Here is a 26,675-nt window from a genome sequence, read left to right as displayed (position 1 = left end):
TTTTAGCCCGCACTTGAGTGCAGGGCTTCGGGAATTGGTATCAATGGAGTGAATTAATTGCCTCATTCAGAGTCTGACTAGGGCGCATCGCTTGATTAGCCTTATCAGGATCTGCAAAATAATAGCCGCCAATATCGACGGATTGACCCTGAACGGCACTCAATTCTTGAATAATTTGGCTTTCCTTATCCGCCAAGATCTTCGCCAACTCAGCAAATTTTGACTTAAGTTCCAAATTCTGATCCTGTTCCGCTAGAGCCTGTGCCCAGTAAAGCGCGATATAAAAATGACTGCCACGATTATCAATGCCGCCAATTTTGCGGGAAGGCGATTTATCATTATTGAGATAGAGACTGTTGGCTTGATCTAGAGCGATCGCCAAGATCTTCGCGTTCTCATTATTGGTTTTGCGTGCGAGGTCTTCGAGGGTAACGGCGATCGCTAAAAATTCGCCAAGGGAATCCCAACGTAAATGTCCTTCTTCGAGAAACTGCTGAACGTGTTTCGGAGCAGAACCACCCGCACCCGTTTCAAACAGCCCACCACCTGCCAACAATGGCACAATCGAGAGCATTTTGGCACTGGTTCCCAATTCCAGAATTGGGAATAGATCCGTGAGATAGTCTCGTAAAACGTTACCAGTTACAGAAATTACATTTTTACCCGCCTTAATCTGCTCACAGGTATATTTCATCGCCGCCACAGGAGCCATGATCTGAATATCTAACCCTGTGGTGTCATGGTCTTGCAAATAGGTCTTCACCTTAGTAATCAAATTCGCATCATGGGCACGATGTTCATCGAGCCAAAAAATTGTTGGATTGCCTGTTGCTCTGGCGCGATTAACCGCCAGTTTCACCCAATCTTGAATTGGTAAATCCTTAGTTTGACACATCCGCCAGATGTCACCCTTAGCAACAGAATGCTCAATGAGAACTGTCCCCGTTTCATCACTAACCCGCACCACGCCATCCGCAGGAATCTCAAAGGTTTTATCATGGGAGCCATATTCCTCCGCTTTCTGAGCCATCAAGCCCACGTTAGCAACATTCCCCATCGTGGTGACATCAAAGGCTCCATTTTCTTGACAGAATTCGATACAAGCTTGATAAATAGTGGCATAACAGCGATCGGGAATCATTGCCTTAGTGTCATAAGCCTTGCCATCTGCTCCCCACATCTTGCCAGAGGTGCGAATGGTTGCCGCCATTGATGCGTCAATAATCACATCGCTAGGAACATGAAGATTCGTAATTCCCTTATCAGAATTAACCATTGCTAAACGTGGTTGCTTCTCGTAAACCGCTTGCAAATCTGCGGCGATCGCATTCTTCTGTTCATCAGGTAAAGATTGAATCTTGGCGTAAACATCGCCCAATCCATTATTTGGATTGATGCCCAATTGCTTGAAAGTATCCGCATACTTCTCAAATACATCTTGATAATAGACCGTCACCGCATGACCAAATAGAATCGGGTCAGAGATCTTCATCATCGTTGCCTTGACATGGAGTGATAGCAAAATATCTTCTACCTTTGCCTTGGCAATTTCTTGAGCATAAAACTCCCGCAAAGCCTTGACACTCATCACCGAAGCATCAATGACTTCCCCTTCCAATACAGTTGTTTTTTCCTTGAGAACTTGAATGGAACCATCGGCTGTGGTTAATTCAATCTTGACTACGCCTGCTTTGGGAATTATCACTGATTTCTCGCTACCGTAGAAATCCCCCTCAGTCATATGCGCCACATGGGATTTAGAATCCTTTGACCATGCACCAACGGAATGGGGATGCTTTTGAGCAAATTCTTTGACGGCTGAGGCGACACGGCGATCGCTATTACCTTCGCGCAATACTGGATTAACCGCACTGCCCAAAACCTTAGAATATTTCGCTTTAATCGCCTTCTCTTCCTCAGTTTGCGGGTCAGCAGGATAGTTGGGAATGTTGTAACCCTTAGCTTGTAACTCGGCGATCGCTGCCGTTAACTGTGGCAGGGAGGCGCTAATATTCGGGAGCTTGATGATATATGCTTCAGGAGTTTGCGCCAAAGCGCCCAGTTCCGCAAGGGCATCGGGTTGACGCTGCGCTTCGGTTAAGTATTCAGGGAAATTCGCAATAATCCGCCCAGCTAGAGAAATATCTTTGAGTTCAACCTCAATGTCGGCGGCTTTTGTAAAAGCTTGGACGATTGGCAGTAGAGAGTAAGTAGCTAGGGCTGGAGCTTCATCGGTAAAGGTATAGGTGATTTTTGAGGTTTGATTGCTCATGTCAATGGGGCGGATTTTTTGCGGATCTATTACAGATTAAATGATACATGGCTTAGTTAACCCGATTAGTATCGTTAGCATCTAGAAATTTGCCTTACCAAAAATCCTAAAATATTGAAGGTTATCTGCGATCAGTTAAAAACTATTTTTCTTTGCGAAGGGACACATCCTGAAAGGAATTGCCGATAACTTATCCGAACTCAAACAATGAAGCAAATCATTTTTGATTGCCTAATCTTGACTCGAAATAGACAACTTTAACTGGCGTGTATCAATTCTTTGTAAAGTTTTTAGTTATCCAGAGTGTAATATCTTTAAAAAATCTGCGTTGTTGGGCTACAAAATTCTATTGCACCACAATTGTTATTCGCTCCAGAACCCTTATAATTGATCACTATCAGGCAACGCTTTAAGCCTTTCTTTTGCGTCTATTGCATATTTTCTTGACTCCTCGTATGTAGAAATAGGTTTGAAGTCAGTGTTGGTTGGGAATGGTCTAATTGCATATACTCCAATCTCATTTTTAATAGCTGCTTCCAATCCTGCGATATTTCTGTAAAGCATTTCCCTAGCTAAAGAACCAATTCCCAACTCAGACTTAAAGTATTCATTACTTTTACTGATAAGCTGGTAAAGCTCTTTACGTAGCTTTATACATATTCCAGATGTGTAATTAGTCAAGTAGATCGCATTTTCACTATCCCATTTTTCAAGCCCTAGAAGAAATTGAACAACATCATCTCTGGATATTGCTGTGTCTAACACACCTTGATCTGAAAGTTTTCCAAAATTAAGGATTTTAATAAAATCGCTTAGATGCTTATATAGAGAACGATATGATTCCAGCCTATTTTGAAACAACAAAAGACTAAATTGTTGATCGGTATTAACTCTTAGTTGCAAGGAAGATGTTTGATGAGCAACAAAAGCAGAAATTAACGCTGATGCTAAAACACCTAAAACACCTATTGTTGCAGGATCCATATGTTTGTGTTCCAATTAGCACTAAAGTTCAATTTGTTTTATTTTACTTCATTCATTTTCAAAAGTCTGAAATTCTACTATTTGCTCAAAGGTCTGCTAAGAGCGATTGCTGTTTGATTTTTATGGAGTAGCGATCGTGATTTTTGGGGTTGAGTGGCGATCGCTGGTATAACCCTTTACATTTAACGCGCTACGTTATATAATACGAATATAAACTTACTATTCCTTGATCGTGATCCGAAGCTTTAAGGATAAAGAAACTCAGAAAATCTTTGAAAGACAGCGATCGCGCAAATTGCTACCAGAAATTCAGCAAGTAGCCTTGCGAAAATTACGTATGCTAAACCAGTCGCCAACCCTTCAAGAACTTCGTATTCCACCAGCAAATCGATTAGAAAGACTAAGTGGCGATCGCGAAGGTCAATATAGCATTCGGATTAACAATCAATGGCGTATTTGCTTTGAATGGCTAAATGATGACGCTTTCAACGTGGAAATTGTTGATTATCATTGAGGAATCAAAATGAACGAAGATAAACTTAATCCAATCCATCCTGGAGAAGTTCTTCTAGAAGAATTTCTCAAGCCGATGAACTTGAGTCAAAATCAACTAGCATTGGCTCTTCGAGTTCCCGCACGACGTATCAACGAAATCATTCACGGTAAGCGACGTATTACCGCAGATACTGCTATTCGCTTAGCGTTCTATTTCAATATGTCCCCCAGATTTTGGCTTGGATTGCAAATGGATTATGATTTAGATATAGCTGAAGATGAAGTTGGCGAAAAATTAAAAATGGAAGTTGCAGTTTTAGATAGGGCGATCGCTGTGTGATTTTTGTGGAGAGGCGATCGTGTTTGGGGGTGTTGAGGGGGGCGATCGCTGGTTGATTTTTTGTGGAGAGGCTATTATTCAGTAGTCGATATGATGAAAACTAGTCACTGGCTATAATAATTTGTATACGCTAAAGGCATGAAATTTGAATGGGATGCAAACAAACAACAGCAAAATCAACAAAAGCACAAAATTTCCTTTGAAGAAGCAACAACCGTATGGACAGATACATTAGCTTTAATCGCGCCTGATCCAACTCATTCAATAATAGAAAAAAGAGAATGGATTATTGGGAAATCATACGAAAATCGTATATTAGTAGTGATTTTCACAATGAGAGAAGAGACTATTAGAATCATCAGCACTAGACCTGCAAGTAAATCGGAGAGAAAAAAGTATGCCGAATCAAACTGAGTTTCCTTTTGCTAATGCAAGAAGAATTAGTGAATCAGAAGTAATAGCTGCTGAAAAAGCTATTAAGCAACAATTTGGAATCAACCTCACGCAGAGTAAATCTTCACTTAAAAACGAAATAGAAAATTACCAATCAATTTCTATTAAGCTACATCCTAAAATAATTACTTGGGCAAAAGCTGAAGCAGAAAAAAAAGGAGTTGAGTATCAAGTAATCATTAATGAAGTACTTCTCAAGGCGATCACTGTTTGATTTTAGTATTGGGCGATCGCGATTGTTTTGGTTGATATCCCATGTTTGAGATATAGCGATCGCACTTTCCCCTTTTTAGAGATTGAAACTGCTCTTAATATTGAAACCATCACGAACCTCATTGAGAGACGTTGACCATAAAGACTTCCAATCTATACCAAATAGAGGCTTAGCTTGTCTTGCCATAAGCCATCCTTGAGCGATCGCATCCATATACTCAGCAGAACTCTCAATGTCATAGCCCGCACTTTTGAGGAGATTCCTAGCAATCAAAGCGAGTCAAAATCGACTCGCCTGAAGTTGAGAAACATTTTGAGAATCAATTAACGTTAGCTTTGGTTATCTCGGCAATTGGCGCGATCGCCTTTAATTTTAACTTCGGATGATCAGCCTCCACTTGATTTAAGTTCCATTGGTTCTTAAATAGGAGGACAGGGCGATTCCAGCTATCTTTGACCACCATTGTGTTAAATAACCTGCCAACTGCTTCGAGAGCATCCCAGCCATCATCAACCCATCGTGCTACCGAATAGGGCATAGATTCCAACATCGTTTCGACATTATATTCACTTTGAAGGCGGTATTGAGCAACTTCAAACTGTAACTGACCGACAGCCGCAAGAATCGGATCGCGCTTGGCTTCATCCACGGAATACATGATTTGAATTGCGCCTTCTTCTTGCAACTCCGATATGCCTTTACGGAATTGTTTGAACTTAGAGGGATTAGGATTGCGAAGAGTACAAAATAGCTCTGGCGAAAAGCAGGGAATCCCTGCATATTGGCGCTTTTTGCCGAGATAAATCGTGTCACCGATCGCAAACATCCCTGGATTATTCAAACCAATCACATCGCCTGCATAGGCAACGTCGATCGCCTCACGATCTTGACCAAATAACTTTTGAGCATGGGATAACCGAATGTTTTTGCCACTTCGTAAATGGGTCACACTCATGTCTTTCTCGAACTTGCCAGAGCAAACCCGCACAAAGGCAATGCGATCGCGGTGGCGTGGGTCCATATTTGCTTGGAGTTTGAACACAAACGCTGAGAAATCCTCATCAGTGGGTGAGACTTCACCGCTTGAGCTATCGTGAACGGATGGAGTTAAACCACATTCAAGGAAAGATTTTAAGAATAATTCCACGCCAAAATTCGTCATCGCACTACCAAAGAAAATCGGTGTGAGCTTACCACGATGCAAATCCTGCGTATTCCATTCTGCACCAACAGAATCAAGAACTTCTAAATCCTCTAAAAGCTGATCGTAAAGCTGCTTGCCAATAAACTTAATCGCTTGGGGATCATCAAATGGATAGATATTGACATCAGCTTCTCGCTGTCCGTGAACGCTACGCTTAAATAAATGCACCGTTTTGCTAGCGCGATCATACACACCTTTAAACTGATCCCCCGTACCGATCGCCCAATTCATCACATAGGGTGTAATCCCTAATTCTTTCTCGATTTCATCAAGTAGCTCCAGAGGCTCACGGGTGGGGCGATCCATCTTGTTGATGAACGTAAAAATGGGCAGCGATCGCATCCGACAAACTTCAAATAATTTGCGGGTTTGTGGCTCAAGCCCCTTTGCCCCATCAACGAGCATCACTGCATTATCAGCTGCCGCAAGGGTGCGATAGGTATCTTCACTAAAGTCTTTATGTCCAGGGGTATCCAGCAGATTAATGCAATAGCCCATATAGTCAAACTGCAACACTGTCGAAGTGATCGAAATTCCGCGTTGCTTTTCTAATTCCATCCAGTCTGACGTGGCATGACGTTGGGCGGCTCTAGCCTTGACCGCACCCGCAAGGTGAATCGCACCTCCGTATAGCAATAGTTTTTCGGTTAATGTTGTTTTCCCCGCATCAGGGTGGGAAATAATTGCAAAGGTACGTCGCCGTTCGACTTCGCGCTCTAACTCTTGCCACAGTTGACTCATGGAAATTTTAACGAACTTTTTTAGATTTATAGTTACTGCATCTATTATGCTTACTTTTTAACGCAAAACCCAGATTTTTTTGTAAAAGCCACGCGAGCGCGGCTTTTACAAAAAAATTAATGCTTGATTTTCGATATCTTTAGCTAAAAATAATGCCAGAAATAATCCACGAAAAATTTGAATTGACGAGTGAGTATATAACTTTGTGCAACTTATTGAAAGTTTGTGGGGTTGCTGATACTGGTGGCGTAGCAAAATTGATGATTATCGATGGTGATGTTGAGGTTGATGGTCAGGTTGAATTACGCAAGGGTTGCAAAATTCGTGCAGGGCAAAGAGTAAGCGGTTATGGCTTTGTGATTGATGTGGTGTAGAGACGCGCCTCTACACCACTATATAAGTCAGCAATTGTGCGAATTGACCACTATTAGTGATCGGGCTAGCATGAAAGCATAAATTGGACTTAGTATTTGTTACCCTAAACCTCTGACCACTAGTTATTTTGCTAATCTTTTTCAAAATGTACCGCTAATCATTGCTTTAGTGGCAGTTTTTGGTTTGCAAATTACCGCAATAGTTTTTTGGCTGAGAAATCTACTTAATGGCAATTTTGATAGTCAGTTAGATCCTAAATCACAACACTTAAGCATCCTGAATATCGAAAATATTAGTGAGCCGATCTTGCTGGTGTCGCTAAGCGGTGTGGCTCTCCTAATCACAATTGTGATCGTTTTGGTGCGATCGAGCCTTGTGACTTTACAACGCTTAAAAAAATCAAATCAGGAATTAGAGTCCCTTGTCCAAGAAAGAAGCTATGAGTTAGATGCCTCAAAAGCATCGCTGCAAAGGACAAACTTTATTTTGTATCGACGTGAACAGCAACTGAGAAAACAGCAAAACGTTTTGTTTGATTTGACCAAAGATAAGGCGATCAACCAAGGTGATTTTATTGTTGCTGTCCAGAATATTACAAGAACAGGAAGTTATGCCTTAAATGTCGAGCGGGTCAGTATTTGGCTCTTTAATAAAAGTAAAACAGTATTACATTGTCTAGACCTATATCAAAAAAGTATCCATCTACATACTGAATCTGAGGTTTTAACAGCGAAGGAATATCCTAGCTTTTTTGCAGCGCTACTAGAAAACCGCAGCATTGCGATCGAAGATGTGCAAGAGGAGGATATGCTTCAGGAATTAGTTACCACATACTGCAAACCCTTTGATATTGTTTCAATTCTATTGTCTAGGTTTGAAGTGGGTGGTGAAATCATGGGTATACTTGCTTTTGAACATACTGAGATTGAGCATTTGTGGTTAGAAGAGGAAATTAGTTTTGCTAATTCTCTATCTGATTTATTGGCTTTAGGAATGGAGGCTCAAGAGCGGCGACGTGCAGAAGAAAGCTTACGAGTCGAACAGAAAAAGTCAGAACGTCTCTTGCTAAACGTTTTGCCTCAGGAGATTGCTGAGCGTTTGAAGTCTGTGCAGTTAAAGACCAAAGTTCATTTAAAAACTAGTGGCACAATTATTGCGGATTCCTTTGAAGAGGTTACGGTTCTATTTGCTGATATTGTGGACTTTACCGAATATGCTGCTTCTATTTCTGCTAGTGAATTGGTAAATGTCCTCAACGAAATTTTTTCAGAGTTCGATCACCTTGTGGAACAGTATGATTTGGAAAAAATTAAAACTATCGGTGACTCTTATATGGTTGTGGGTGGGCTGCCCGTGCCAAGTGCAGATCATGCAGAGGCGATCGCTGAAATGGCTTTACAGATGCAAACGGTGATTCAAAAATTTAAGAGGTCTGATGGTAGTGACTTTTCGTTGCGGATTGGTATTCATACTGGACATGCGATCGCGGGTGTCATTGGCACTAAGAAATTTATATACGATTTGTGGGGAGATACAGTTAATGTCGCCAGTCGCATGGAGTCCTACGGTGTTGCTGGGTGCACCCAAGTTACTGAAGTGACCTATCAACTTCTAAAAAACAAATATCAATTTGAACAGAGAAATGCGATTAATATTAAAGGTAAAGGAGAAATGATTACTTATCTACTTAAAGGTCGAATATAGCAGCCTTAAAGCTTGTAACAATGGGCTTAAGCTTTTTTACCTGATAGAGTAAACTTAAATGATTTGTATGGATTTCTCATCGAATTACGCTCCTCTAAAATAAGATTTTGCTATCTTTAACGCAAGTCATTATGCATAATGTTTAAAATATTGCCAATAGACTCTTATATAACTAAATCATTCAAAAAAGTTCCACTTAAATTTGTTTTAGTTGTTCCTTTTGTGATTCAGATTTGTCTAGCTACAGGAGTAGTTGGGCTATTCACTTTTCACAATGGACAACAAAGAGTAAATGCGATCGCCGAAAGTTTAAGCGGTGAAATAGGCGAACGCATTAGTACAGAGCTTAATCACCATTTACATTTGCTACCGCAAAATAATCAGGTAAACAATCAGGCAAATGTTGATGTGATTAGTATATTTCTACGGGGATTGAAATATGGTAACAATGGGCGTTTTTTTGTAATTGAGCGATCGGGTTTAATCGTTGGATCTTCTACTTCAGAATCAAATTTGTTGCTTGTTGATGGCAAGCCTCAGCGACTAAACATTCTAGATAGTAAAGATGCTCTATCACAAACAACAGCCAAATATTTACTAAAAATGTATGGCAGATTTGATGCAATTCAAAGATCTGAACATATAGAAGCTATTTTAGGTGGGGAAGAATATTTCATTCGTGTCCAAAATTGGCAAGATGACTCTGGACTAGATTGGTTAATTATCATTGTTGTACCTGCTTCCCAATTCACTGGCTCTGCCCAAAACTATACCCAGACGATGATTTTGATGTGCTGGGCAGTATTGGCGATCGCCATCTTAATTGGGATGATTACAGCTAGATCGATTAGCACACCTCTACGCAAACTTAGTGAAGCTTCACAGGCAATTACTAACGGTAAGATTGACACTAGAGTCAAGTTAGAAGGAACTAGTGAGATTAAAATGCTTTCAGAATCTTTTAATATGATGGCTGAAATGATCACCAACTCATTTCTAAATCTAGAAAGAGCAAATCAAGAATTAGAATTACGGGTTCAAGAAAGAACTCATGAATTAAATGCCTCAAAAGCTTCTCTTCAGCGTACTAATTTTTTGCTAAGCCGTCGTGAAAGTTTACTTCTTAAGCAGCAAGATGTTCTATTTAGTTTAACTAAAGACAAATCAATTAATCGAGGAAATTTTATTGATGTTGTGCAAAACATCACCCGTACAGGTAGCCATGCTTTAAATGTGGAGCGCGTGAGTATTTGGCTGTTTGATAAGACTCAAACTCTATTACTTTGTCTTGATCTATATATTAAAAGTACCAATACTCATACAGAAGCAGATTTTTTAACTTCCCAGAATTATCCCAAGTTTTTTGCAATTCTCCGATCAAGACATGTGATCGCGGTAGAAGATGTGCAAGAAGAAGAATGCTTGCAAGAACTAATTGATTCACATTTTAAACCTTCAGGAACTGTATCTTTATTAATTAAATCCTTTGAAGTCGATGGTCAAGTAACAGGCATTATGCTCTTTGAACATACTGATGTAGAGCGTTTATGGCTACCTGAAGAAGATAGTTTTGCAAGCTCTTTGGCAGACTTATTGTCTTTGGGAATGGAGTCTCAAGAGCGTCATCGGGCTGAAGAGAAGTTGCGAATTGAGCAGATGAAGTCGGAACGTTTATTGTTAAATGTTCTACCCCAAGAGATTGTAGAGCGTTTGAAATTGTCACAGTCAAAGGCTGTAGCCAATAAAGTCTCTGAGACATACTCTAACCAGATGCTACTAGATCAGACCATAGATCCGATGTTAGATAATCTGGATAATGGTGTAAATGGAGCGATCGTTGCCGATGCCTTTGATGAAGTTACGGTTTTATTTGCGGATATTGTCAATTTTACGGAGTATGCTGCGGCTATTTCGGCAAGTGATTTGGTCAACTGTCTAAACGATATTTTTTCGGAATTTGATCGCCTTGTGGATTTGTATGATTTAGAAAAGATTAAAACTATTGGTGATGCCTATATGGCGGTGGGTGGACTGCCAGTACCAAGTAAAGATCATGCGGAGGCGATCGCTGAAATGGCTCTAGAAATGCAATTATCGATTCAGAAATTTAAGCGTTTAGATGGTAGTCCATTTTTACTGCGAATCGGTATTCATACGGGACAGGCGATCGCAGGTGTAATCGGTACTAAAAAGTTCATTTATGATCTGTGGGGCGATACGGTTAATGTGGCAAGTCGGATGGAGTCACACGGTGTTGCTGGGTGCATCCAAGTAACTGAAGCAACCTATCAACTTTTAAAAAACAAATATCAACTTGAACAAAGAAAAGCAATTAATATCAAAGGCAAAGGAGAAATGATCACTTATATACTTAAAGGACGAACTGAGATTTAGCAAGATGTCATCGTAAGAGCACTGCATGAACTGCACCACATATCTTCAAGATAAATTGGTTACACATGATGTTGAAAATCTCATATACACCGAAATTATTTAGAAATATCCCGTTAACTTTGATTTTAGTCGTCCCTTTTGTAGTGCAGATCTGCATAGCTGTTGGCGTAGTTGGGGTCTTCTCTTTTCGGAATGGACAGAAAGCAGTTGGGGAACTAGCAACCCAATTGAGTGGAGAGGTTAGCAATCGTATAAGTACAAAACTTGATAACTATTTACAAGTACCACCACAGATTAATCAAACTAATGCTAATGCCGTAAAGTTAGGAATGCTCAATTTAAAGAATTTTCAGCAAGTAGGGGCATTCTTTTGGACACAAATTAATCTATATAAAGTTGGCTATATTAACTTTGCTTTTGATAACCAAGAGTTTATTGGTGTTGAACGTAAAGATAATGGAAAAATAGTAATTAATGAGACAACTTTAGCGAGAGGAATTACTAAAACTGCGAGTTTTTCAACTGATCGGAAAGGTAATCGCCAAAAATTGCAAGAAATAATTGAAACTGATGAAGATGTCCGAGAAGAGGGCTGGTATGCAGATGCTATCAAAGCAGGTAAGCCAACATGGTCAAGAATTTATCAATGGGTTGATCGCCCTGAAGTCTTATCAATTTCTCATAGCTATCCACTTTATGAACGCGATCGCAAAATCATTGGGGTGCTAGGTGTTGATTTCATTCTCACGCAATTGAATTCCTTTTTAAATGAGCTAAAATCAGATCAATCAGGACGCATTTTTATAATTGAGCGATCAGGGCTAGTCGTAGGGACTTCTAGTAGTGAAAAGACGTTTTCAATTATCAATGGCAATCCTCAACGCCTAAATATTCTCAATAGTAGAGATCCTTTGTCACGGGCGACGGCTCGCTATTTAGTTAATGAATTTGGTGGGTTTAATTCGATTCAAGATAAAGAATACCTAGAACCCAACCTTGAAGGTCGAAAATATTTTATTCAAGTGCAGCCTTGGAGCGATCGTGATGGACTAGATTGGCTGATTGTGGTGGTATTACCCGAATCTAGTTTTATGGAACAAATTAATCATCGCCAACAAATAACAATCTTGTTTAGTCTGGCTGCGTTAGGTTGTGCGATCTTGATTGGCATGATGACAGCGCGTTACATTACAGAACCATTGCTCAAGTTAAGTGGTGCTTCTCAAGCGATCGCTAATGGAGATTTAGACTCTAGGGTATCAGTGCAAGGCACAAGTGAAGTCAAAGTTTTATCTGAGTCATTTAATCGAATGGCAGAAATGCTGACCGAATCCTTTAATCGTCTTGAAAAAGCTAATACAGAATTAGAGTCTCGAGTTCAATCAAGAACCAGTGAACTAGCTGATTCTCAGCTATCGCTGCAACGGAGTAATTTTTTGTTGCAACGTCGAGAGCAACAACTGCGCCGCCAACAAAAGATCTTAATCAATCTCACTAAAAATAAAGCACTTAACTTGGGAGACTTTATTATAGCAGTGCAGAATATTACTGAAACGGCTAGTCAGACTCTAGATGTTGAGCGCGTGAGTGTCTGGCTATTTGACAATACGAAAACTAGATTGCATTGTCTCGATCTTTATATCAAAAGTAGTAATACCCACAGCGAAGCTGACTTTCTGGGAACAGATGAATTTCCGAACTTTTTTACAGCGCTGCAAGAAAATCGTAGCTTGGTGATAGAAGATATCGAGGAAGAAGAAATATTGATCGAGCTACGACCATCTTATCTCCATCCTCTAGGTATTGTATCTCTATTAATATCATCCTTCGACATTGGTGGTGAGATCACTGGTGTTTTGATGTTTGAACAAATTGGAATAGAACGTTTTTGGTTACTTGAAGAAATTAGCTTTGCCAATTCTCTGTCAGAGTTACTGTCTTTAGGAATGGAAGCTCAAGAACGCCGCCGCGCCGAAGATGACTTGCGCGTTGAAAAAATGCGTTCAGAACGCCTACTACTTAACGTTTTACCAAAGGCGATCGCTGAGCGATTGAAATCTTCTCCGATTTATACGCCTACCAGTATTCCGATTAAAAGTACTTCTGAAATATTCACAAATTCTACCCTTTCCAAATTAAAACCTAGCGGCGCGATTGTTGCTGATACCTTTGACGAAGTAACAGTCTTATTTGGAGACATCGTATCATTTACAGAATTTGCATCTTCAGTATCAGCTAATGAACTCGTCCATATGCTCAATGAGATATTTTCCGAATTTGATCGTTTAGTTGACTTCTATGGGTTAGAAAAAATCAAAACGATTGGAGACTCTTATATGGCAGTAGGTGGGCTGCCTGTGCCACGTCCTGATCATGCTGAAGCAGTTGCCTCTATGGCTTTAGACATGCAACAATCAATTGATAGGTTTATCCGTCCTGATGGTAGTCCTTTTAAGTTGAGGATCGGTATTCATACTGGGCAGGCTGTCGCAGGTGTAATTGGCAAGAAAAAATTCATCTATGATCTTTGGGGAGATACGGTGAATATTGCTAGCCGTATGGAGTCTCATGGTGTTGCAGGTTGCATTCAAGTTACGGAGGTAACCTATCAAGTTTTAAAGGACAAGTTCCAATTCGATCCTCAAAAAACGATCGATATCAAAGGTAAAGGGGTAATGACTACTTATTTCTTAATAGGAAAACTGTAGGAATCAGCAAATATAGCTTTTGCCCATAAAATCTAAAAAGAGAAGGGCGGCGCGAAGCACCGCCCTTCTCTTTTTGGTGTCCTAACACAATCGACGGCAGCTATAGTAGAGGCAATTCATGAATTGCCTCTACTATTTGCTTGCACAATCTGATTTAGCATTAACTATAGATTTACAATTTTTAGATAGCCTACATGTTAGAAAACATAGATAAAAAATCAACATCACAGCACGATCGCTGGATGCAATGTTGTATTGATCTTGCTAAAAAGGCGCGAGGCAAAACTGCCCCAAATCCGATGGTGGGAAGTGTAATTGTGAAAAATGGACAGATACTAGGTGAAGGCTTCCATCCTAAGGCAGGGGAACCTCATGCAGAGGTGTTCGCAATTCGCGCCGCGCAGCAAACAGGTGAGGATCTACAAGATGCTACTTTATACGTCAATCTAGAACCTTGCAATCATTACGGACGCACGCCTCCCTGTTCGGAAGCTATTATCAAAGCAGGGATTGGTGAGGTGGTCATTGGGGCGATCGATGCTAATCCACAAGTGTCTGGGACTGGGCGCGATCGCTTGCTGGCGGCAGGTGTGAAAGTTATTACAGGTATTTTAGAACAGCAATGTTGGAATCTCAATGAAGCCTTCTTCCATCGCATGAAAACGAATTTGCCCTTTGGCATTTTTAAATATGCGATGACTCTTGATGGCAAAATAGCGACACCTTCAGGGCATAGCTATTGGATTACTGGTGCAGAGGCACGACATTTAGTGCATGACTTGAGAGTAGGATGTGATGCAATTATTACGGGTGGCAATACTGTTAGGCTCGATAATCCCCACTTAAATACTCATGGGTTGAGCGATCATTGTCCTTTGCGAGTAGTCATTACTCAAAGTTGTGATCTGCCTGATGAAGCTAATTTATGGAAAGTTACAGATACTGAAAAAACTTTGGTCATCACTCTACCTGATGTCAATCTTCAATTAAAGCAAAAGCTACGCGATCGCCAAGTTGAAGTTCTCGAACTAGATGACATATCTCCTGAATTTGTGATGCAAGAGTTGGGGAAGCGAGGTTGTAATACAGTTTTATGGGAATGCGGAGGACGTTTAGGTGCAGTCGCCATTAAGGCTAAAATGGTACAAAAAGTTTATGCTTTTATCGCGCCTAAGTTAATTGGGGGATTTACGGCTCCTAGTCCTATTGATGATCTAGGATTAATGATGATGACTGATGCAATGAGTCTAGTGCGATCGCAGTTTCAACAAGTTGGTACAGACTTCTTAATTACTGGCTATCTAAACTAATGTGATAGGCAACTATGCTATTCGGAAAAGCTGCAATTTACACTAAAGATGCGAAATCTTTGCTTACCAAGGCAAGCGGATTTATCAATGCTTACGACTTTACTCTAAACCCCTATCAAGGCTGTCAATATGGTTGTAGTTATTGCTATGCAGCAGCCTTTAGCCCAAATCAAAAGCTTAGGAAGGAATGGGGTGACTGGGTAATCATCAAACAAAATGCTGTTGAATTACTTGAATTAGAGTTAGCTCGGTGGAAAAGAAAACACCCAGATACTCCGCCTCGTATTTATATGAGTAGCGTGACTGACCCATATCAAGCGATTGAGTCAAAGCAAAAACTAACGAGGCAACTTTTAGAGGTGATGACCAAATTTCAGCCAATACTGGTAATTCAGACCCGTAGTCCGATGATTGTCCGAGACATTGATATTTTGCAAAAGCTGCAATACCTACGAATTAATATTAGTATTCCTACAGGTAGCGAATCGGTAAGAAAAGACTTTGAACCAAAGTCACCGAGTATTATTGCCAGATTACAAGCTCTTGGTAAGCTTCAACACAGTCTTTCTAGTGCCAAATATTCAGTTACAATCACCCCACTTTTACCCACACTACCTGAAGATAAGAAAGCCTTTTTACAAAAATTAGCGATCGCCGAAAGAATTGTCATTCAACCTTTTCATGCTAACCAAAAGAAGTCATTAGTCGCTAGTACCCGTGAAGAAGCGATCACTTTGCAATCTAAATATGCTTGGTGGTATGACAATGAAGCAGAACAATATGAGATATTCAAGAAAGAATTATGTGATTTGGTTAACTTTTCGCCTAATATAGACATAAGGGAAGGAAAAAACGGATTTGGGTATGACTAATGATTAATTTGTTTAAAAATTGGTGGCGTTCTTACCAGTTTTCATCTGCTTTAAAGGGGAAAAAGTTTAAGCTTGCCGAAAAAATATTTCAGGAAATCCAAAAATCAGATGCTAATCTTTCTATTCTAGAATCTTTATATCTGGAAAATCAAAGACTAATTTCTAGTTTAGATATTTATAAAAAGGAGACACTAAGCTTACGCAAACGAGTATCAGAAATTCATGAGAGTCAAAATTTAGTTGCTCTACCTGTTACAACAAAGTTAGCAAATGACATAATTGAAGTTGATTCTGAAATTGTTAGATTCATTTGTCACGAGACAAAATTTAAATTTGAATCTGGAGACACTGAATTTTTACAATTTACAGGGATTGATAGTGAAGTTTTTGATGAGTTAGAATCTAAGCTAGCAAATTATATAAATAGGCATCTTAATTACTGTAATCCAGATGAAATTCGATTAGCCTATCAAGAACTTAAAAAAGTTAAGTTAGGTAAAGATCCTGATTACAGTTATCCTTTAATTGAATATGTATATTTATTAGAGTATTTCTTAGATAATACTTACTGTAGCTATCTTGCGTGGTTTTTAATTTACCGCTCTGGCAAACTAAAAAATAACTTGAAGATTTTAGATGTTGCTGCAGGACATGGAACAATGTTGTATGGACTAGCAGGCTTAATTGAACGTCTTCATAAGAATGGCTTAGAAACTTCGATGCATATAAACTATCATGCATTGGAACAACAAGATTTATTCTTAAAAACGGGTTTAGAGTTTTGGCAAGAATACATTTCTGATAATCATCCATCTAGTAATACTTTCTGGAGATTAGATAGTTCTAATTTGTTCGATTACTACAAACAAAAAGTTGACAATTTACCTGTAGAGTTTTTTGATTTTATCGTTGTCTCTCACTGTTTCTTCTGGGAGTATGACCGTCGAACGACTTCTACGCAAATCTACTTAGATATTTTCCAAAAGCATCTGGCTAAGGATGGCTATGTTGTCTTAATTATTCAAGAAAGTAAATTATTTTCTCTCTTTGATGAAAAGCAAAAAACAAAACAAGTTGAATTAGAAATTATTCAAAGTTTTGTTAAATCATTCTCTTTACAATTGATTTGGTATAAACGTGTAGACTCAACTCCCACAAGAGATAAAATGAATACTAGCTTCAGTAACTTTGCTCAGGTAAATTTACCTCTTCAAAAACATATATCTCCCATCAAAAAAGAGCTGTTTAATTTACGATTTGATAGTAACTACATAGTAGATGACTACATTATCATTGCCCAAATCCAATATTATGAATGATAAAACACCTCGTATTCAAATCCCCCCTGAAGCTAGAAAATGTGTTTTTGAGCGGAATAATTATCAATGTCAAAGCTGTCACAAAATTGACCTTACTGCTAAAAGCTTACAAGTCGATCATATTATTCCTCTCGCGCAAGGTGGAGCTAATGACTTGAGTAATCTTCAAACTCTTTGTGCAAAATGTAATCGAGAGAAAAGCGCCAAACTTGATCCACGCTTTCGGAGATTGTATAGCGATTAAAACAAAGCGGCGCAATGCGCCGCTTTTGTTTAGACTGGTTGAAAATAGAAAGCAAAGCCTAGAATAGCGTATGTCGCTACTAGTAAAGAGCCTTCTAGCCAATTTGATCGCCCGTCAGAACTAATCGAGTTGGCAATCAGTACCGCCACAGCAACCGCCACTAACTCAAAGGGATTAAAGTTTAAATCCATCGGTTGACCCATAAACCAACCGATAATCACCAGCAAAGGAGCAACAAATAGCGCAATTTGCATACTTGAACCTACAGCAACCGATACCGATAGTTCCATTTTGTTCTTCATCGCTACCGTAATCGCCGTTGTATGTTCGGCAGCATTACCAATAATTGGCAAGAGAATTACCCCAGTAAATAGTTCTGTTAAACCGAGTTGGGCTGTTGCCTCTTCTAAAGTTCCCACTAAAAGCTCTGATTCCAAAGCGACTAATAAAGTTACTCCCAATAGAACCGCAATCCATAGTTTAAGATTGATGACTTGAGGATGACCTTCTTCTTCTTCAGCATCATCTGCTTCTGACTTGCCCACATCATAGAGATAGGCATGGGTTTTCATTGAGAAGAGAAGCGTTAAACAATAAACAACAATCAGCACGATCGCCACTGAGATCGATAGCTTTTGCAAAATTTCTTCACTGATCCCCGCCGTTGTAAAATTTGCAGCCGTTGGTAACAAAATTGCAATTACAGCCAAATTCATGACTGAAGCATTTAACCTTGCCATTGTTGGCTGAAATTCCTGTTCTTTATAACGTAGTCCACCCAAAAACATGGACAAGCCCATTACCAGTAATAGATTGCCAATGATTGAACCCGTGATGCTAGCTTTGACCACGCTAGTAAATCCTGCATTCAGAGCCACGATCGCAATGATAAGCTCCGTTGCATTACCAAAAGTCGCATTTAACAAACCGCCCCATGAAGGCCCTAAAACTACCGAGATTTCCTCAGTTGCGGTGCTAAGCCAACCTGCTAAGGGCAAAATTGCGATCGCTGAGGTCACAAACACCAGCGTCGAATTCCATCCTAGCAAGTGACCGATGACCGATATCGGTACAAATGCAAGCAAACCATAGGAGAAGATTTTCTTAAACATATTCAGCCGTTGTAGCGTCAAGGCTAAATATACCAACAAAAACCAAAAAAGTTAGGGTCGGTTGCTTCGCAACCGACCCTAACTTTTTTGGTTTTAATTTTTTCTAAGCATTATGACGGTTGCGATAAAATGTTTTAGCAACTCAATACTTGACTGCCGCTCAACAGGAATCCTTTATGACTGAACTTACCGCCGAACAACATCGCACCAAGATGCAACGCCGCCAAGAGGTACAACATCAGCGAGTCGCAGAGCGTAAACTCGAAAAAGGGCTGATTATTATCAACACTGGTGATGGCAAGGGCAAAACTACCGCCGCTTTGGGGATGGTATTGCGATCGCTAGGACATGGATATAAAGTCGCGATCGTCCAATTTATCAAAGGTGCATGGGAACCTGCGGAAAAGAAAGTTTTTGAAATGTGGCAGGATCAACTGGTTTTTCAGGCTTTGGGCGAAGGCTTTACATGGGAAACCCAAGACCGTGATCGCGATATTGCCAAAACTAAAGAAGCTTGGGAAGTGGGATTGGGCTATATCAAAAATCCTGAATACAAACTAGTTTTGCTAGATGAAGTAAATATTGCTCTCAAACTCGGCTATCTTGATGTGGAAACGGTGATTGCTGGTTTAAAAGAGAAACCTGCTGATTCCCATGTGATTCTCACTGGTCGAGGCGCACCTCCTGAACTAATTGAAGTTGCTGACTTAGTAACAAGAATGGAACTTGTCAAACATCCTTTTAGAGAGCAAGGTGTCAAAGCTCAAGCAGGAATAGAGTTTTAGAACCCATTCAAGAATTAATTCAGATCCCCCCAGCCCCCCTTAAAAAAGGGGGAGAGAATTAATTCTTCCTCCTTTTTAAGGGGGATTGAGGGGGATCTCTCAGAGATTTTATTGAACCCTTAGAAAAAATATGTCAAAAATTGGTGTTGGTATTATTGGAACAGGATTTGGACAGCTCATCCATATTCCTGCTCTGCAAATTCATCCTGATACAGAAGTTGTGGCGGTATACCATCGCGATCGCTTCAAAGCCCAACAAATTGCTGATAAATTTAATATTCCCCATGCTTGCAATCGCCTTGAAGATTTACTCGCATTGCAACAAGTTCAGGCTGTTACCATCTCCACACCGCCAAGTTTTCATTATGAACAGGCAAAAGCCGCGATCGAAGCTGGCAAGCATGTTTTGCTAGAAAAGCCTGTGACCATGAATTTCCAAGAAGCGATCACACTTTATCGTCTTTCTCAAGAACAACAGGTGATCACTGCCACCGATTTTGAATTTCGTTGTGTTCCACAATGGCAATATTTCAAACATCTACTAGAGCAAAATCATGTGGGTAAAAAAAGACTGATTCAAATCGATTGGCTAGTGCAAGGACGTGCCGATCCTAAGCGGGTATGGAATTGGTATAGCCAAAAAGCCTATGGTGGTGGTGCATTAGGTGCGATCGGTTCCCATGCTTTTGACTATGTACGTTGGCTATTTGGCGATATCAAGAGTCTCTCAGGTCAACTCAGCACAGGCATTACTGAACGACCAGATGCTGGTGGTGTTATGCGCCCCGTTGATGCCGATGATACCTGTAACATTCTCTTAGAACTTGCCGATGGAACTCCCTGTAATATTTCTCTGAGTACTGTCACCTATCGCGGTCGTGGGCATTGGCTGACGGTTTATGGTGAAAATGGAACTCTTGTATTGGGTAGCTCCAATCAATCGGATTATGTGCATGGTTTTAGCTTGCGACAAGGCAAAATTGATCGCACCGACATGGAAATCTTGCCGATTCCGCCAGAATATGAACTTCCGAAAACCTATACTGATGGTCGTCTTGCGCCTGTGTTAGCCATGTGCGATCGCTGGGTCAAGTCCATTCAATTAGGTCAACCGATGACTCCGAGTCTCTATGAAGGTGCATGGTCACAGTTGCTCATGGATTTAACCCAAGAGTCTCACCAGCAAAAAAAATGGATGAATGTACCTTTGTCGATCTAAACTCTCATATTTTGGTATTTCCAGCGCCTAAGGCGCTGGAAATACCAAAATATAGCGATGTAAGTTTTGCTTAGGACATTAAACCCAAAAGATGAGTGGCGGCGCTTCGCGCCGCCACTCATCATGAGAATTGCTATGTTAAAGGGATGAAGATTGTTAAACATTCCTTAATGCATTATTAGCAACAAATCAAGGCAAATCAATCTATGATTTTAGTCAACCTGTAGACTGATGTGTTATGCAAACAAACCGTAAACCTTATACACAATCACAGATTTCCGCTTGGCTTCGCGGACTCATGAGCGTAGCTCTTGCAGATAATGATTACAGTGAACAAGAGCGTACCCTTTTCGATCAAATAAGCCATAGTGACGAATGGGGAGAAGCAATAACAATTTCTAATTTTGAACCGATTAGCGCTCAAGAATTGGTTGAAGCATTGGGTAGCGATCGCGAGGTAGGCGAAAACTTTTTGCGAATGGCTGTAATGATGGCTCTTGCCGATGGTCAATATACAGATACTGAAGATCAGGTCATTCAAGGATTTAGCAAGGCGCTCAAGCAAGAAGTAAAACCTATTAACGATTTACGTAAAAACCTAGAAGCTAACTCTCATCACGAAGAACATCACCCCAGTGTATTAGAGCCTGTTAAAGAATGGCTTGATCATATGGATATTCATGATTCACGCCTTGCTAATTTAATCTGTAAGGTTGTTCCTGCACAATGCCCTTTTGAGCGTGATATTGTCTTGTTTGGACGCAAGATTATGCATATACCTGCGATGTGCGAGATTAATCCTCTATATGATCAACTGGTCGGATTACGGTTTCGATCGCTAAGTTATCTCGCTGATAAAGGCGAAGATATTTCAAAATATTGTTAGTAATAAGGGCGCTTTGCGCCCTTATTACTTTTTTGGAAGAAAGCGGAAAACGCTATAGTATTTACTGGTTTTATTAGCAGTCCCACTAAAAAAATGCCCAGAGAACTAAAAAATGCCAAAAAAGAAGACGATAATGGCGATGTCTCGCCCAATGTGTTGCGCGTTGTTTTAGCATTTCGGCGTTGGGGCTGGACAGCCTTTTGGACACAAGTTGTTTTGTGTGTAGTTTCATCTGTTGTCTTACTACAACTTTTCTTATTTCCCAGGGCTGGACAAGTAGTCAGTCCCACAGGGTTAGATACCAGTCCCGCGACACTCCCAGGACTGAGCTTTGCTTGGGTAGGTGTGGCGGTATTAGGCGCAAGTATTTTCTGGAATTATCGTTACACGCAAATGTCAAAAAAGCTGCGATCGCCTGATCGCCCAACCAAAAGCCAAACTGTATTTCAAATCAAAATTGGATTGATTATTAATCTAATTGGCATGTTTGTCACTTTACTGGGAGCCTTTGCGATTATTGGTGCTTTAACTCTAAGAGCAGGACAAGGACAAGCAATATTACCTGGTGCAGGCAGCTTCAACTCCGTAATTCAGCCCCTCGACTTTCAAATCATTCAAGCTAGTTTCAATATTATCTTTGCTCACTTTGTTGGTTTAGTCTGCTCCCTCTGGCTACTAAACAAAGCCACCGATAAACCTAATCGCGAATAAAGATCCATATATTCTCGCAATAAAAATAAGCAAAATATCGTTCTTGATTAACCTCAGTTTGGGTTGATTTCCAAAAGATAAGTGACGGTGCGAAGCATCGCCACTTATCTTTTGGGTTTTACTCCTAAGCAAACCTTGCCTTGCTATAAGATGAATATAAATATAAAGAAATGTAAATAGTGGCAAAACTGATGGAGTGGAAGCAAATTGAAGAAAATTGGGTATTGACACCACCTAAACCCAAGGGCGTAATTCACTTTTTAGGTGGCGCATTTTTTGCGGCTGCGCCCCATGTTGCCTATGGTCGCGTCCTCGAACAGCTTGCTAAAAATAACTATGCGATCGTTGCTACCCCATTTTTAAATAACACCTTCGACCATCGTCAAATTGCTCGTGAAGTCCATACCTCATTTCGCAAGGCTCGCAGCAAACTATTTCTTGACTATTTCCCAGTGTTTGGCATGGGGCATAGTATGGGCTGTAAAATCCATCTATTAATCAATAGTCTGTACAAACCTAACCGCAGTGGCAACATATACATTGCCTACAACAACTACAGCGCCGATCGCTCAATTCCGTTCTTCAAAGAACTAGCTGGCAAGATTCCCGAAATGTCGTCAATGGATTTCACCCCTACCCCCAAGGAAACTGAACAGCTAATTACAGCTAACTATCAAACCGCAAATAATTTATTAATCAAATTTGTGGACGATGGGCTTGATGAAATTTCTACCCTTGCTCAGTTACTCAAGCAAAAATTTCCTAAAACTGTCAGCTTGCAAACCCTCGAAGGCACTCACCTCACATCTATGGGGCTTGATGTGAAATGGCAAGCAGGTTCTAGTTTTTCGGCGATCGACGCGATCGCGCAATGGGTCAAGCAAGAAATGCACAAAAATAATCAGAGCTTAGAACTAGTCTTGCTAGCATGGCTGACACAGCAAATCGTCTAAAAAATTAGGGGTACAAAGCGCCCTTACTTTTTTTTGGAAATAATAGCAATGAGTAGAAATACTCTAGTTAAAACGATAGATGAGCTAACAACAAAGTTAGATCAAAATCAATTGATTTTGTATTTATATATAAGCTATTAGGATTTCTAATATTGTTTTAATCTTATTAAAATTCCTAACTATTCATATTAGTTTTTGTGTTGGTATGTATCAGGCGATCGCTAAAATAGATTGCTAGATTCATATTTTTCTTAACATAAACCTATAGTCATGCTCATTCTATAATCCTTATCCGTCAAGTATTTTAGGTTGTTGGTTTAGGAATATCTCGCAAAAACAAGTACTAGGGGATATATCTAGCTTATTAGAGTTATATAAATTTTTTATATGAATTTGTTGCCAAAAACAGCGAGTTTTAAAAAATTTTTTGCAAAAAAAGTAAAAGTGGATACGCACTTTGTGTTTAAATTAAAGACATCGCTCAAGGAATTCACACGAAGGATTCCTGATAGGATTAACTTATATAAAGCAAAAAATTATTCCAAGAAGAAGCAGACATCAAAAGGGCTAATTAGATTTTTAATAGATTTTTAATCTTTCTTTAATTTTCGATTTGACTATTGACTCTGACTCTTAAGTTTTTTTGCAGAGCTTCGTGCAGTTTACTGATTCTCATTTAAATCTAGTAAGGAGATATTAATGTCTTACTCAAAAACACAGTCTAAAGCTAAGGCTGGGTACGACGCAGGTGTTCAGGACTATAAACTAAAGTACTATACCCCCGATTACACCCCCAGAGATACTGACCTTCTCGCCGCTTTCCGCTTTGTGCCTCAACCAGGCGTACCTCCAGAAGAAGCTGCTGCTGCGGTAGCTGCTGAATCTTCTACAGGTACATGGACAACTGTATGGACAGACTTGTTGACCGACCTCGATCGCTACAAAGGTCGTTGCTACGATGTTGAACCAGTACCCAACGAAGATAATCAATACATCGCTTACATCGCTTATCCTCTTGACTTGTTTGAGGAAGGTTCTGTAACCAACTTGCTCACCTCATTGGTTGGTAACGTATTTGGTTTCAAAGCTCTTCGTGCATTGCGTCTTGAAGATATTCGTGTACCCATTGCATACCTGAAGACATTCCAAGGACCTCCTCACGGTATCCAAGTTGAGCGCGACAAGTTGAACAAGTATGGTCGTCCTCTATTGGGTTGTACCATTAAGCCTAAATTAGGTCTTTCTGCGAAGAACTACGGTCGTGCTGTATACGAATGTCTACGCGGCGGTTTGGACTTCACCAAAGACGACGAAAACATTAACTCTCAGCCTTTCATGCGCTGGCGCGATCGCTTCCTGTTTGTACAAGAAGCAATCGAAAAAGCTCAAGCTGAAACTGGCGAAATTAAGGGTCACTACCTGAACGTAACTGCGCCTACATCTGAGCAAATGATGGAACGTGCAGCTTTCGCTAAGGAAATTGGCACACCAATCATCATGCATGACTTCTTGACTGGTGGTTTCACAGCTAACACCTCTCTTGCTAAGTATTGCCGCGAAAATGGCTTGCTATTGCACATTCACCGTGCTATGCACGCTGTTATTGACCGTCAAAAGACCCACGGGATTCACTTCCGCGTTTTGGCTAAGTGCCTTCGTATGTCTGGTGGTGATCACCTCCACTCTGGAACCGTTGTTGGTAAGCTCGAAGGCGAAAAGGGCATCACCATGGGCTTTGTTGACCTAATGCGTGAAGACCACATCGAACTCGATCGCTCTCGTGGTATCTACTTCACTCAAGATTGGGCTTCTATGCCTGGTGTACTTCCCGTTGCTTCGGGTGGTATCCACGTATGGCACATGCCTGCGCTCGTTGAAATCTTCGGCGATGACTCTTGCTTACAGTTCGGTGGTGGTACTTTGGGTCACCCATGGGGTGCTGCTCCTGGTGCAACCGCTAACCGCGTTGCTCTCGAAGCTTGCGTACAAGCACGTAACGAAGGTCGCGACATGATGCGTGAAGGTGGCGACATCCTTCGTGAAGCTGGTCGTTGGTCTCCTGAATTGAATGCTGCTCTTGAACTCTGGAAGGAAATCAAGTTCGAGTTTGAAGCAATGGATACCGTCTAATTGATTAGCTCCATTACTATAGTGTTTCGCATTGTGAAACACTATAGTAATAAATCTTGGTTAAGTTCAGCCTATGGATATCAAGCGCAGTACTAAGTCCACAGCCAAAATGTTGATCAATTTTTTGACCTTCGAGGCTGTCAAGACCATTGCCGAGCAATTGGAAGAAACCGATAAGTTAAAAGCTCTCTGGTTTAATCAATTCTCGACGCGCGAAAGACTCCAAAATGGCGAGCTTTATATCAAAGACCTTTTTGAGGTTCACCAAGAAATGGCTTTTCGGGTTATGACAGTACGGGAGCATCTTGCTAATGAGATTTTAGAATTTCTGCCAGAAATGACTCGTACTGGCATCCAACAATCAAATATGCAGCTTCGTCGTCAGCATTTTGAGCGCATCATGAATGTTCAGGCTTCTGAAGGATATGCAGAATGTGAGAATCTTAGTTCTGAACCTGATTTAGAGAGTAATCTAGAAATTAGTCCAGAAGTTGTTCTCGAAAGTTCTCCAGAAGTTGCTGCTGACTCAAATGTTGAAGGCGATCGCGCTTCCACCCAAAAAAATCAATAGCAATATAATTTCAATCGCGAGGAAATAATGCAAACTTTACCAAAAGAGCGTCGTTACGAAACTCTTTCTTACCTTCCCCCTTTGAGCGATGCTCAAATCACTCGTCAAATCGAGTACACCTTGAAGCAAGGTTTCTATCCTGCGATCGAATTTAACGAAGATTCCGATCCTGCTGTTCACTACTGGACTCTTTGGAAGTTGCCCTTGTTCAACGCCAGAACTCCTCAAGAAGTTTTGAGCGAAGTTCAAGCTTGCCGCTCTAGCTATCCTGGTAGCTTCATCCGTGTTGTTGCTTTCGACAACATCAAGCAGTGCCAAGTCCAAAGCTTCATCGTACACAAGCCTAACAGCGCTCGTTACTAAGCTCTAACAAACAAAAAAGCCCCGCAATGCGGGGCTTTTTTGCTATCTAGAAAAATAGTTGGACATATTTTCGGGATATGAAAATATTTGTGTCAAATGTGATCTTTGGCATCTGAGCTATTAGAGCTTCTCTGTGAGATCAATTTCCAAGCTTTCATCATTGCCTGATTAGCTTTTTTTGATGCCTCAATCTTTTCCTTTCGACTCAAAACTTTTTTCTTTGCAGTTTTGTTTGCGCTGGATGGGCTTGTGACTGAGCTATTTAAACTGCTTTCTCTAGATTCTTTACTCATGGCTAATATCACCCCATTGGATT

At 40.4% G+C, this 26,675-nt stretch carries 26 protein-coding genes; 20 read left to right on the top strand and 6 right to left on the bottom strand.

All coding sequences use genetic code 11. From position 1 onward, the window contains the following. Window positions 1–40: 40 nt before the first annotated feature. Window positions 41–2,272 carry an NADP-dependent isocitrate dehydrogenase gene (locus ABM313_RS02685; RefSeq protein WP_434686160.1) on the bottom strand — a complete coding sequence of 744 codons (2,232 nt, stop codon included), beginning with the start codon at window positions 2,270–2,272 and terminating at the stop codon, window positions 41–43. Window positions 2,273–2,653: 381 nt separating this feature from the next. After that, a complete protein-coding gene (locus ABM313_RS02680) occupies window positions 2,654–3,256 on the bottom strand; it encodes a hypothetical protein (RefSeq protein ID WP_434686159.1) in 603 nt (200 codons plus the stop codon). 232 nt (window positions 3,257–3,488) lie between these two features. Between ABM313_RS02680 and ABM313_RS02675 the strand changes: the two genes are divergently transcribed. The 4 genes from ABM313_RS02675 to ABM313_RS02660 all read left to right on the top strand — a co-directional run bounded on the left by ABM313_RS02675 (window position 3,489) and on the right by ABM313_RS02660 (window position 4,758). Further along, the gene (locus tag ABM313_RS02675) at window positions 3,489–3,770 is read left to right on the top strand and encodes a type II toxin-antitoxin system RelE/ParE family toxin (protein WP_434686158.1); all 282 of its coding nucleotides are present in this window, start codon (window positions 3,489–3,491) and stop codon (window positions 3,768–3,770) included. Between the two features lie 9 nt (window positions 3,771–3,779). After that, the gene (locus ABM313_RS02670; protein WP_434686157.1) at window positions 3,780–4,091 is read left to right on the top strand and encodes a HigA family addiction module antitoxin; all 312 of its coding nucleotides are present in this window, start codon (window positions 3,780–3,782) and stop codon (window positions 4,089–4,091) included. Window positions 4,092–4,229: 138 nt separating this feature from the next. After that, on the top strand, window positions 4,230–4,505 hold the full coding sequence (locus ABM313_RS02665; RefSeq protein ID WP_434686155.1) for a BrnT family toxin: 276 nt from the start codon (window positions 4,230–4,232) through the stop codon (window positions 4,503–4,505). Further along, complete coding sequence (locus ABM313_RS02660; RefSeq protein ID WP_434686154.1) at window positions 4,489–4,758, top strand: AT hook motif protein; 270 nt, start codon at window positions 4,489–4,491, stop codon at window positions 4,756–4,758. The genes ABM313_RS02665 and ABM313_RS02660 overlap by 17 nt, the downstream gene beginning before the upstream one ends. Before the next feature lie 75 nt (window positions 4,759–4,833). On the opposite strand, the gene ABM313_RS02655 is transcribed toward ABM313_RS02660, so the two are convergent. Beyond that, on the bottom strand, window positions 4,834–5,031 hold the full coding sequence (locus ABM313_RS02655) for a hypothetical protein (protein WP_434686153.1): 198 nt from the start codon (window positions 5,029–5,031) through the stop codon (window positions 4,834–4,836). A gap of 46 nt (window positions 5,032–5,077) precedes the next feature. Continuing rightward, window positions 5,078–6,703 carry a peptide chain release factor 3 gene (locus ABM313_RS02650; protein WP_434686152.1) on the bottom strand — a complete coding sequence of 542 codons (1,626 nt, stop codon included), beginning with the start codon at window positions 6,701–6,703 and terminating at the stop codon, window positions 5,078–5,080. Between the two features lie 152 nt (window positions 6,704–6,855). Between ABM313_RS02650 and ABM313_RS02645 the strand changes: the two genes are divergently transcribed. From ABM313_RS02645 to ABM313_RS02610, 8 genes are all read left to right on the top strand, one after another. Then, window positions 6,856–7,077: an RNA-binding S4 domain-containing protein gene (locus tag ABM313_RS02645; protein ID WP_281008124.1), complete on the top strand. Its 222-nt coding sequence runs from the start codon at window positions 6,856–6,858 to the stop codon at window positions 7,075–7,077. 169 nt (window positions 7,078–7,246) lie between these two features. Continuing rightward, complete coding sequence (locus ABM313_RS02640; RefSeq protein WP_434686150.1) at window positions 7,247–8,782, top strand: adenylate/guanylate cyclase domain-containing protein; 1,536 nt, start codon at window positions 7,247–7,249, stop codon at window positions 8,780–8,782. A 222-nt stretch (window positions 8,783–9,004) separates the two neighbouring features. Beyond that, entirely contained in the window at window positions 9,005–11,176 is a 2,172-nt protein-coding gene (locus tag ABM313_RS02635; protein ID WP_434686149.1) for an adenylate/guanylate cyclase domain-containing protein, read from the top strand. 65 nt (window positions 11,177–11,241) lie between these two features. Beyond that, entirely contained in the window at window positions 11,242–13,884 is a 2,643-nt protein-coding gene (locus ABM313_RS02630) for an adenylate/guanylate cyclase domain-containing protein (RefSeq protein ID WP_434686147.1), read from the top strand. Between the two features lie 194 nt (window positions 13,885–14,078). After that, on the top strand, window positions 14,079–15,194 hold the full coding sequence (gene ribD / locus ABM313_RS02625; protein WP_434686146.1) for a bifunctional diaminohydroxyphosphoribosylaminopyrimidine deaminase/5-amino-6-(5-phosphoribosylamino)uracil reductase RibD: 1,116 nt from the start codon (window positions 14,079–14,081) through the stop codon (window positions 15,192–15,194). A 14-nt stretch (window positions 15,195–15,208) separates the two neighbouring features. After that, window positions 15,209–16,066: a radical SAM protein gene (locus ABM313_RS02620; RefSeq protein WP_434686145.1), complete on the top strand. Its 858-nt coding sequence runs from the start codon at window positions 15,209–15,211 to the stop codon at window positions 16,064–16,066. Continuing rightward, a complete protein-coding gene (locus ABM313_RS02615; protein ID WP_434686144.1) occupies window positions 16,066–17,385 on the top strand; it encodes a hypothetical protein in 1,320 nt (439 codons plus the stop codon). Before ABM313_RS02620 ends, ABM313_RS02615 begins: the two co-directional genes overlap by 1 nt. Next, complete coding sequence (locus ABM313_RS02610) at window positions 17,378–17,629, top strand: HNH endonuclease (RefSeq protein WP_434686143.1); 252 nt, start codon at window positions 17,378–17,380, stop codon at window positions 17,627–17,629. Before ABM313_RS02615 ends, ABM313_RS02610 begins: the two co-directional genes overlap by 8 nt. Window positions 17,630–17,658: 29 nt before the next feature. Here the strand turns inward: ABM313_RS02610 and cax are convergent, their stop codons facing one another. Next, complete coding sequence (cax, locus tag ABM313_RS02605) at window positions 17,659–18,741, bottom strand: calcium/proton exchanger (RefSeq protein ID WP_434686142.1); 1,083 nt, start codon at window positions 18,739–18,741, stop codon at window positions 17,659–17,661. A 176-nt stretch (window positions 18,742–18,917) separates the two neighbouring features. Here cax and cobO point away from each other — a divergent pair, with 176 nt between their 5' ends. The 8 genes from cobO (at window position 18,918) to ABM313_RS02565 (ending at window position 26,359) form a co-directional block, all read left to right on the top strand. Then, window positions 18,918–19,526: a cob(I)yrinic acid a,c-diamide adenosyltransferase gene (cobO, locus tag ABM313_RS02600; RefSeq protein WP_281007810.1), complete on the top strand. Its 609-nt coding sequence runs from the start codon at window positions 18,918–18,920 to the stop codon at window positions 19,524–19,526. A 130-nt stretch (window positions 19,527–19,656) separates the two neighbouring features. After that, window positions 19,657–20,745 (top strand): Gfo/Idh/MocA family protein, encoded by a 1,089-nt coding sequence (locus ABM313_RS02595; protein ID WP_434686141.1) that lies wholly within the window; start codon window positions 19,657–19,659, stop codon window positions 20,743–20,745. Window positions 20,746–20,983: 238 nt separating this feature from the next. Then, window positions 20,984–21,631, top strand: coding sequence for a Mo-dependent nitrogenase C-terminal domain-containing protein (locus tag ABM313_RS02590; RefSeq protein WP_434686139.1), 648 nt, complete (start codon window positions 20,984–20,986; stop codon window positions 21,629–21,631). Window positions 21,632–21,724: 93 nt separating this feature from the next. Continuing rightward, window positions 21,725–22,342 carry a DUF3611 family protein gene (locus ABM313_RS02585; protein WP_434686138.1) on the top strand — a complete coding sequence of 206 codons (618 nt, stop codon included), beginning with the start codon at window positions 21,725–21,727 and terminating at the stop codon, window positions 22,340–22,342. Window positions 22,343–22,533: 191 nt separating this feature from the next. Further along, window positions 22,534–23,295 (top strand): DUF1350 family protein, encoded by a 762-nt coding sequence (locus tag ABM313_RS02580; RefSeq protein WP_434688337.1) that lies wholly within the window; start codon window positions 22,534–22,536, stop codon window positions 23,293–23,295. 699 nt (window positions 23,296–23,994) lie between these two features. After that, window positions 23,995–25,425, top strand: a complete 1,431-nt coding sequence (locus tag ABM313_RS02575) for a form I ribulose bisphosphate carboxylase large subunit (RefSeq protein ID WP_434686137.1) — start codon at window positions 23,995–23,997, stop codon at window positions 25,423–25,425. A 73-nt stretch (window positions 25,426–25,498) separates the two neighbouring features. Further along, window positions 25,499–25,996: a chaperonin family protein RbcX gene (locus ABM313_RS02570; RefSeq protein WP_434686136.1), complete on the top strand. Its 498-nt coding sequence runs from the start codon at window positions 25,499–25,501 to the stop codon at window positions 25,994–25,996. A gap of 27 nt (window positions 25,997–26,023) precedes the next feature. Beyond that, window positions 26,024–26,359 (top strand): ribulose bisphosphate carboxylase small subunit, encoded by a 336-nt coding sequence (locus tag ABM313_RS02565; RefSeq protein WP_190579493.1) that lies wholly within the window; start codon window positions 26,024–26,026, stop codon window positions 26,357–26,359. A 92-nt stretch (window positions 26,360–26,451) separates the two neighbouring features. On the opposite strand, the gene ABM313_RS02560 is transcribed toward ABM313_RS02565, so the two are convergent. Continuing rightward, a complete protein-coding gene (locus ABM313_RS02560) occupies window positions 26,452–26,652 on the bottom strand; it encodes a hypothetical protein (protein WP_434686135.1) in 201 nt (66 codons plus the stop codon). Between the last annotated feature and the right edge of the window lie 23 nt (window positions 26,653–26,675).

Source organism: Pseudanabaena minima str. Chao 2107 (assembly GCF_051131155.1).
Classification (GTDB): domain Bacteria; phylum Cyanobacteriota; class Cyanobacteriia; order Pseudanabaenales; family Pseudanabaenaceae; genus Pseudanabaena; species Pseudanabaena minima.
The sequence above is the reverse complement of the archived record's forward strand: the minus strand, read 5'-3'. Positions and strand labels throughout refer to the sequence as shown.

Coding starts and splice junctions, on each gene's coding strand:
- ABM313_RS02575 (WP_434686137.1), top strand. CDS start 23,995: ATGTCTTACTCAAAAACACAGTCTAAAGCTAAGGCTGGGTACGACGCA.
- ribD (WP_434686146.1), top strand. CDS start 14,079: ATGTTAGAAAACATAGATAAAAAATCAACATCACAGCACGATCGCTGG.
- ABM313_RS02585 (WP_434686138.1), top strand. CDS start 21,725: ATGCCCAGAGAACTAAAAAATGCCAAAAAAGAAGACGATAATGGCGAT.
- ABM313_RS02570 (WP_434686136.1), top strand. CDS start 25,499: ATGGATATCAAGCGCAGTACTAAGTCCACAGCCAAAATGTTGATCAAT.
- ABM313_RS02630 (WP_434686147.1), top strand. CDS start 11,242: ATGATGTTGAAAATCTCATATACACCGAAATTATTTAGAAATATCCCG.
- ABM313_RS02620 (WP_434686145.1), top strand. CDS start 15,209: ATGCTATTCGGAAAAGCTGCAATTTACACTAAAGATGCGAAATCTTTG.
- ABM313_RS02595 (WP_434686141.1), top strand. CDS start 19,657: ATGTCAAAAATTGGTGTTGGTATTATTGGAACAGGATTTGGACAGCTC.
- cobO (WP_281007810.1), top strand. CDS start 18,918: ATGACTGAACTTACCGCCGAACAACATCGCACCAAGATGCAACGCCGC.
- ABM313_RS02565 (WP_190579493.1), top strand. CDS start 26,024: ATGCAAACTTTACCAAAAGAGCGTCGTTACGAAACTCTTTCTTACCTT.
- ABM313_RS02615 (WP_434686144.1), top strand. CDS start 16,066: ATGATTAATTTGTTTAAAAATTGGTGGCGTTCTTACCAGTTTTCATCT.
- ABM313_RS02650 (WP_434686152.1), bottom strand. CDS start 6,703: ATGAGTCAACTGTGGCAAGAGTTAGAGCGCGAAGTCGAACGGCGACGT.
- ABM313_RS02660 (WP_434686154.1), top strand. CDS start 4,489: ATGCCGAATCAAACTGAGTTTCCTTTTGCTAATGCAAGAAGAATTAGT.
- ABM313_RS02610 (WP_434686143.1), top strand. CDS start 17,378: ATGAATGATAAAACACCTCGTATTCAAATCCCCCCTGAAGCTAGAAAA.
- ABM313_RS02680 (WP_434686159.1), bottom strand. CDS start 3,256: ATGGATCCTGCAACAATAGGTGTTTTAGGTGTTTTAGCATCAGCGTTA.
- ABM313_RS02590 (WP_434686139.1), top strand. CDS start 20,984: ATGCAAACAAACCGTAAACCTTATACACAATCACAGATTTCCGCTTGG.
- cax (WP_434686142.1), bottom strand. CDS start 18,741: ATGTTTAAGAAAATCTTCTCCTATGGTTTGCTTGCATTTGTACCGATA.
- ABM313_RS02645 (WP_281008124.1), top strand. CDS start 6,856: ATGCCAGAAATAATCCACGAAAAATTTGAATTGACGAGTGAGTATATA.
- ABM313_RS02560 (WP_434686135.1), bottom strand. CDS start 26,652: ATGAGTAAAGAATCTAGAGAAAGCAGTTTAAATAGCTCAGTCACAAGC.
- ABM313_RS02665 (WP_434686155.1), top strand. CDS start 4,230: ATGAAATTTGAATGGGATGCAAACAAACAACAGCAAAATCAACAAAAG.
- ABM313_RS02670 (WP_434686157.1), top strand. CDS start 3,780: ATGAACGAAGATAAACTTAATCCAATCCATCCTGGAGAAGTTCTTCTA.
- ABM313_RS02685 (WP_434686160.1), bottom strand. CDS start 2,272: ATGAGCAATCAAACCTCAAAAATCACCTATACCTTTACCGATGAAGCT.
- ABM313_RS02580 (WP_434688337.1), top strand. CDS start 22,534: ATGGAGTGGAAGCAAATTGAAGAAAATTGGGTATTGACACCACCTAAA.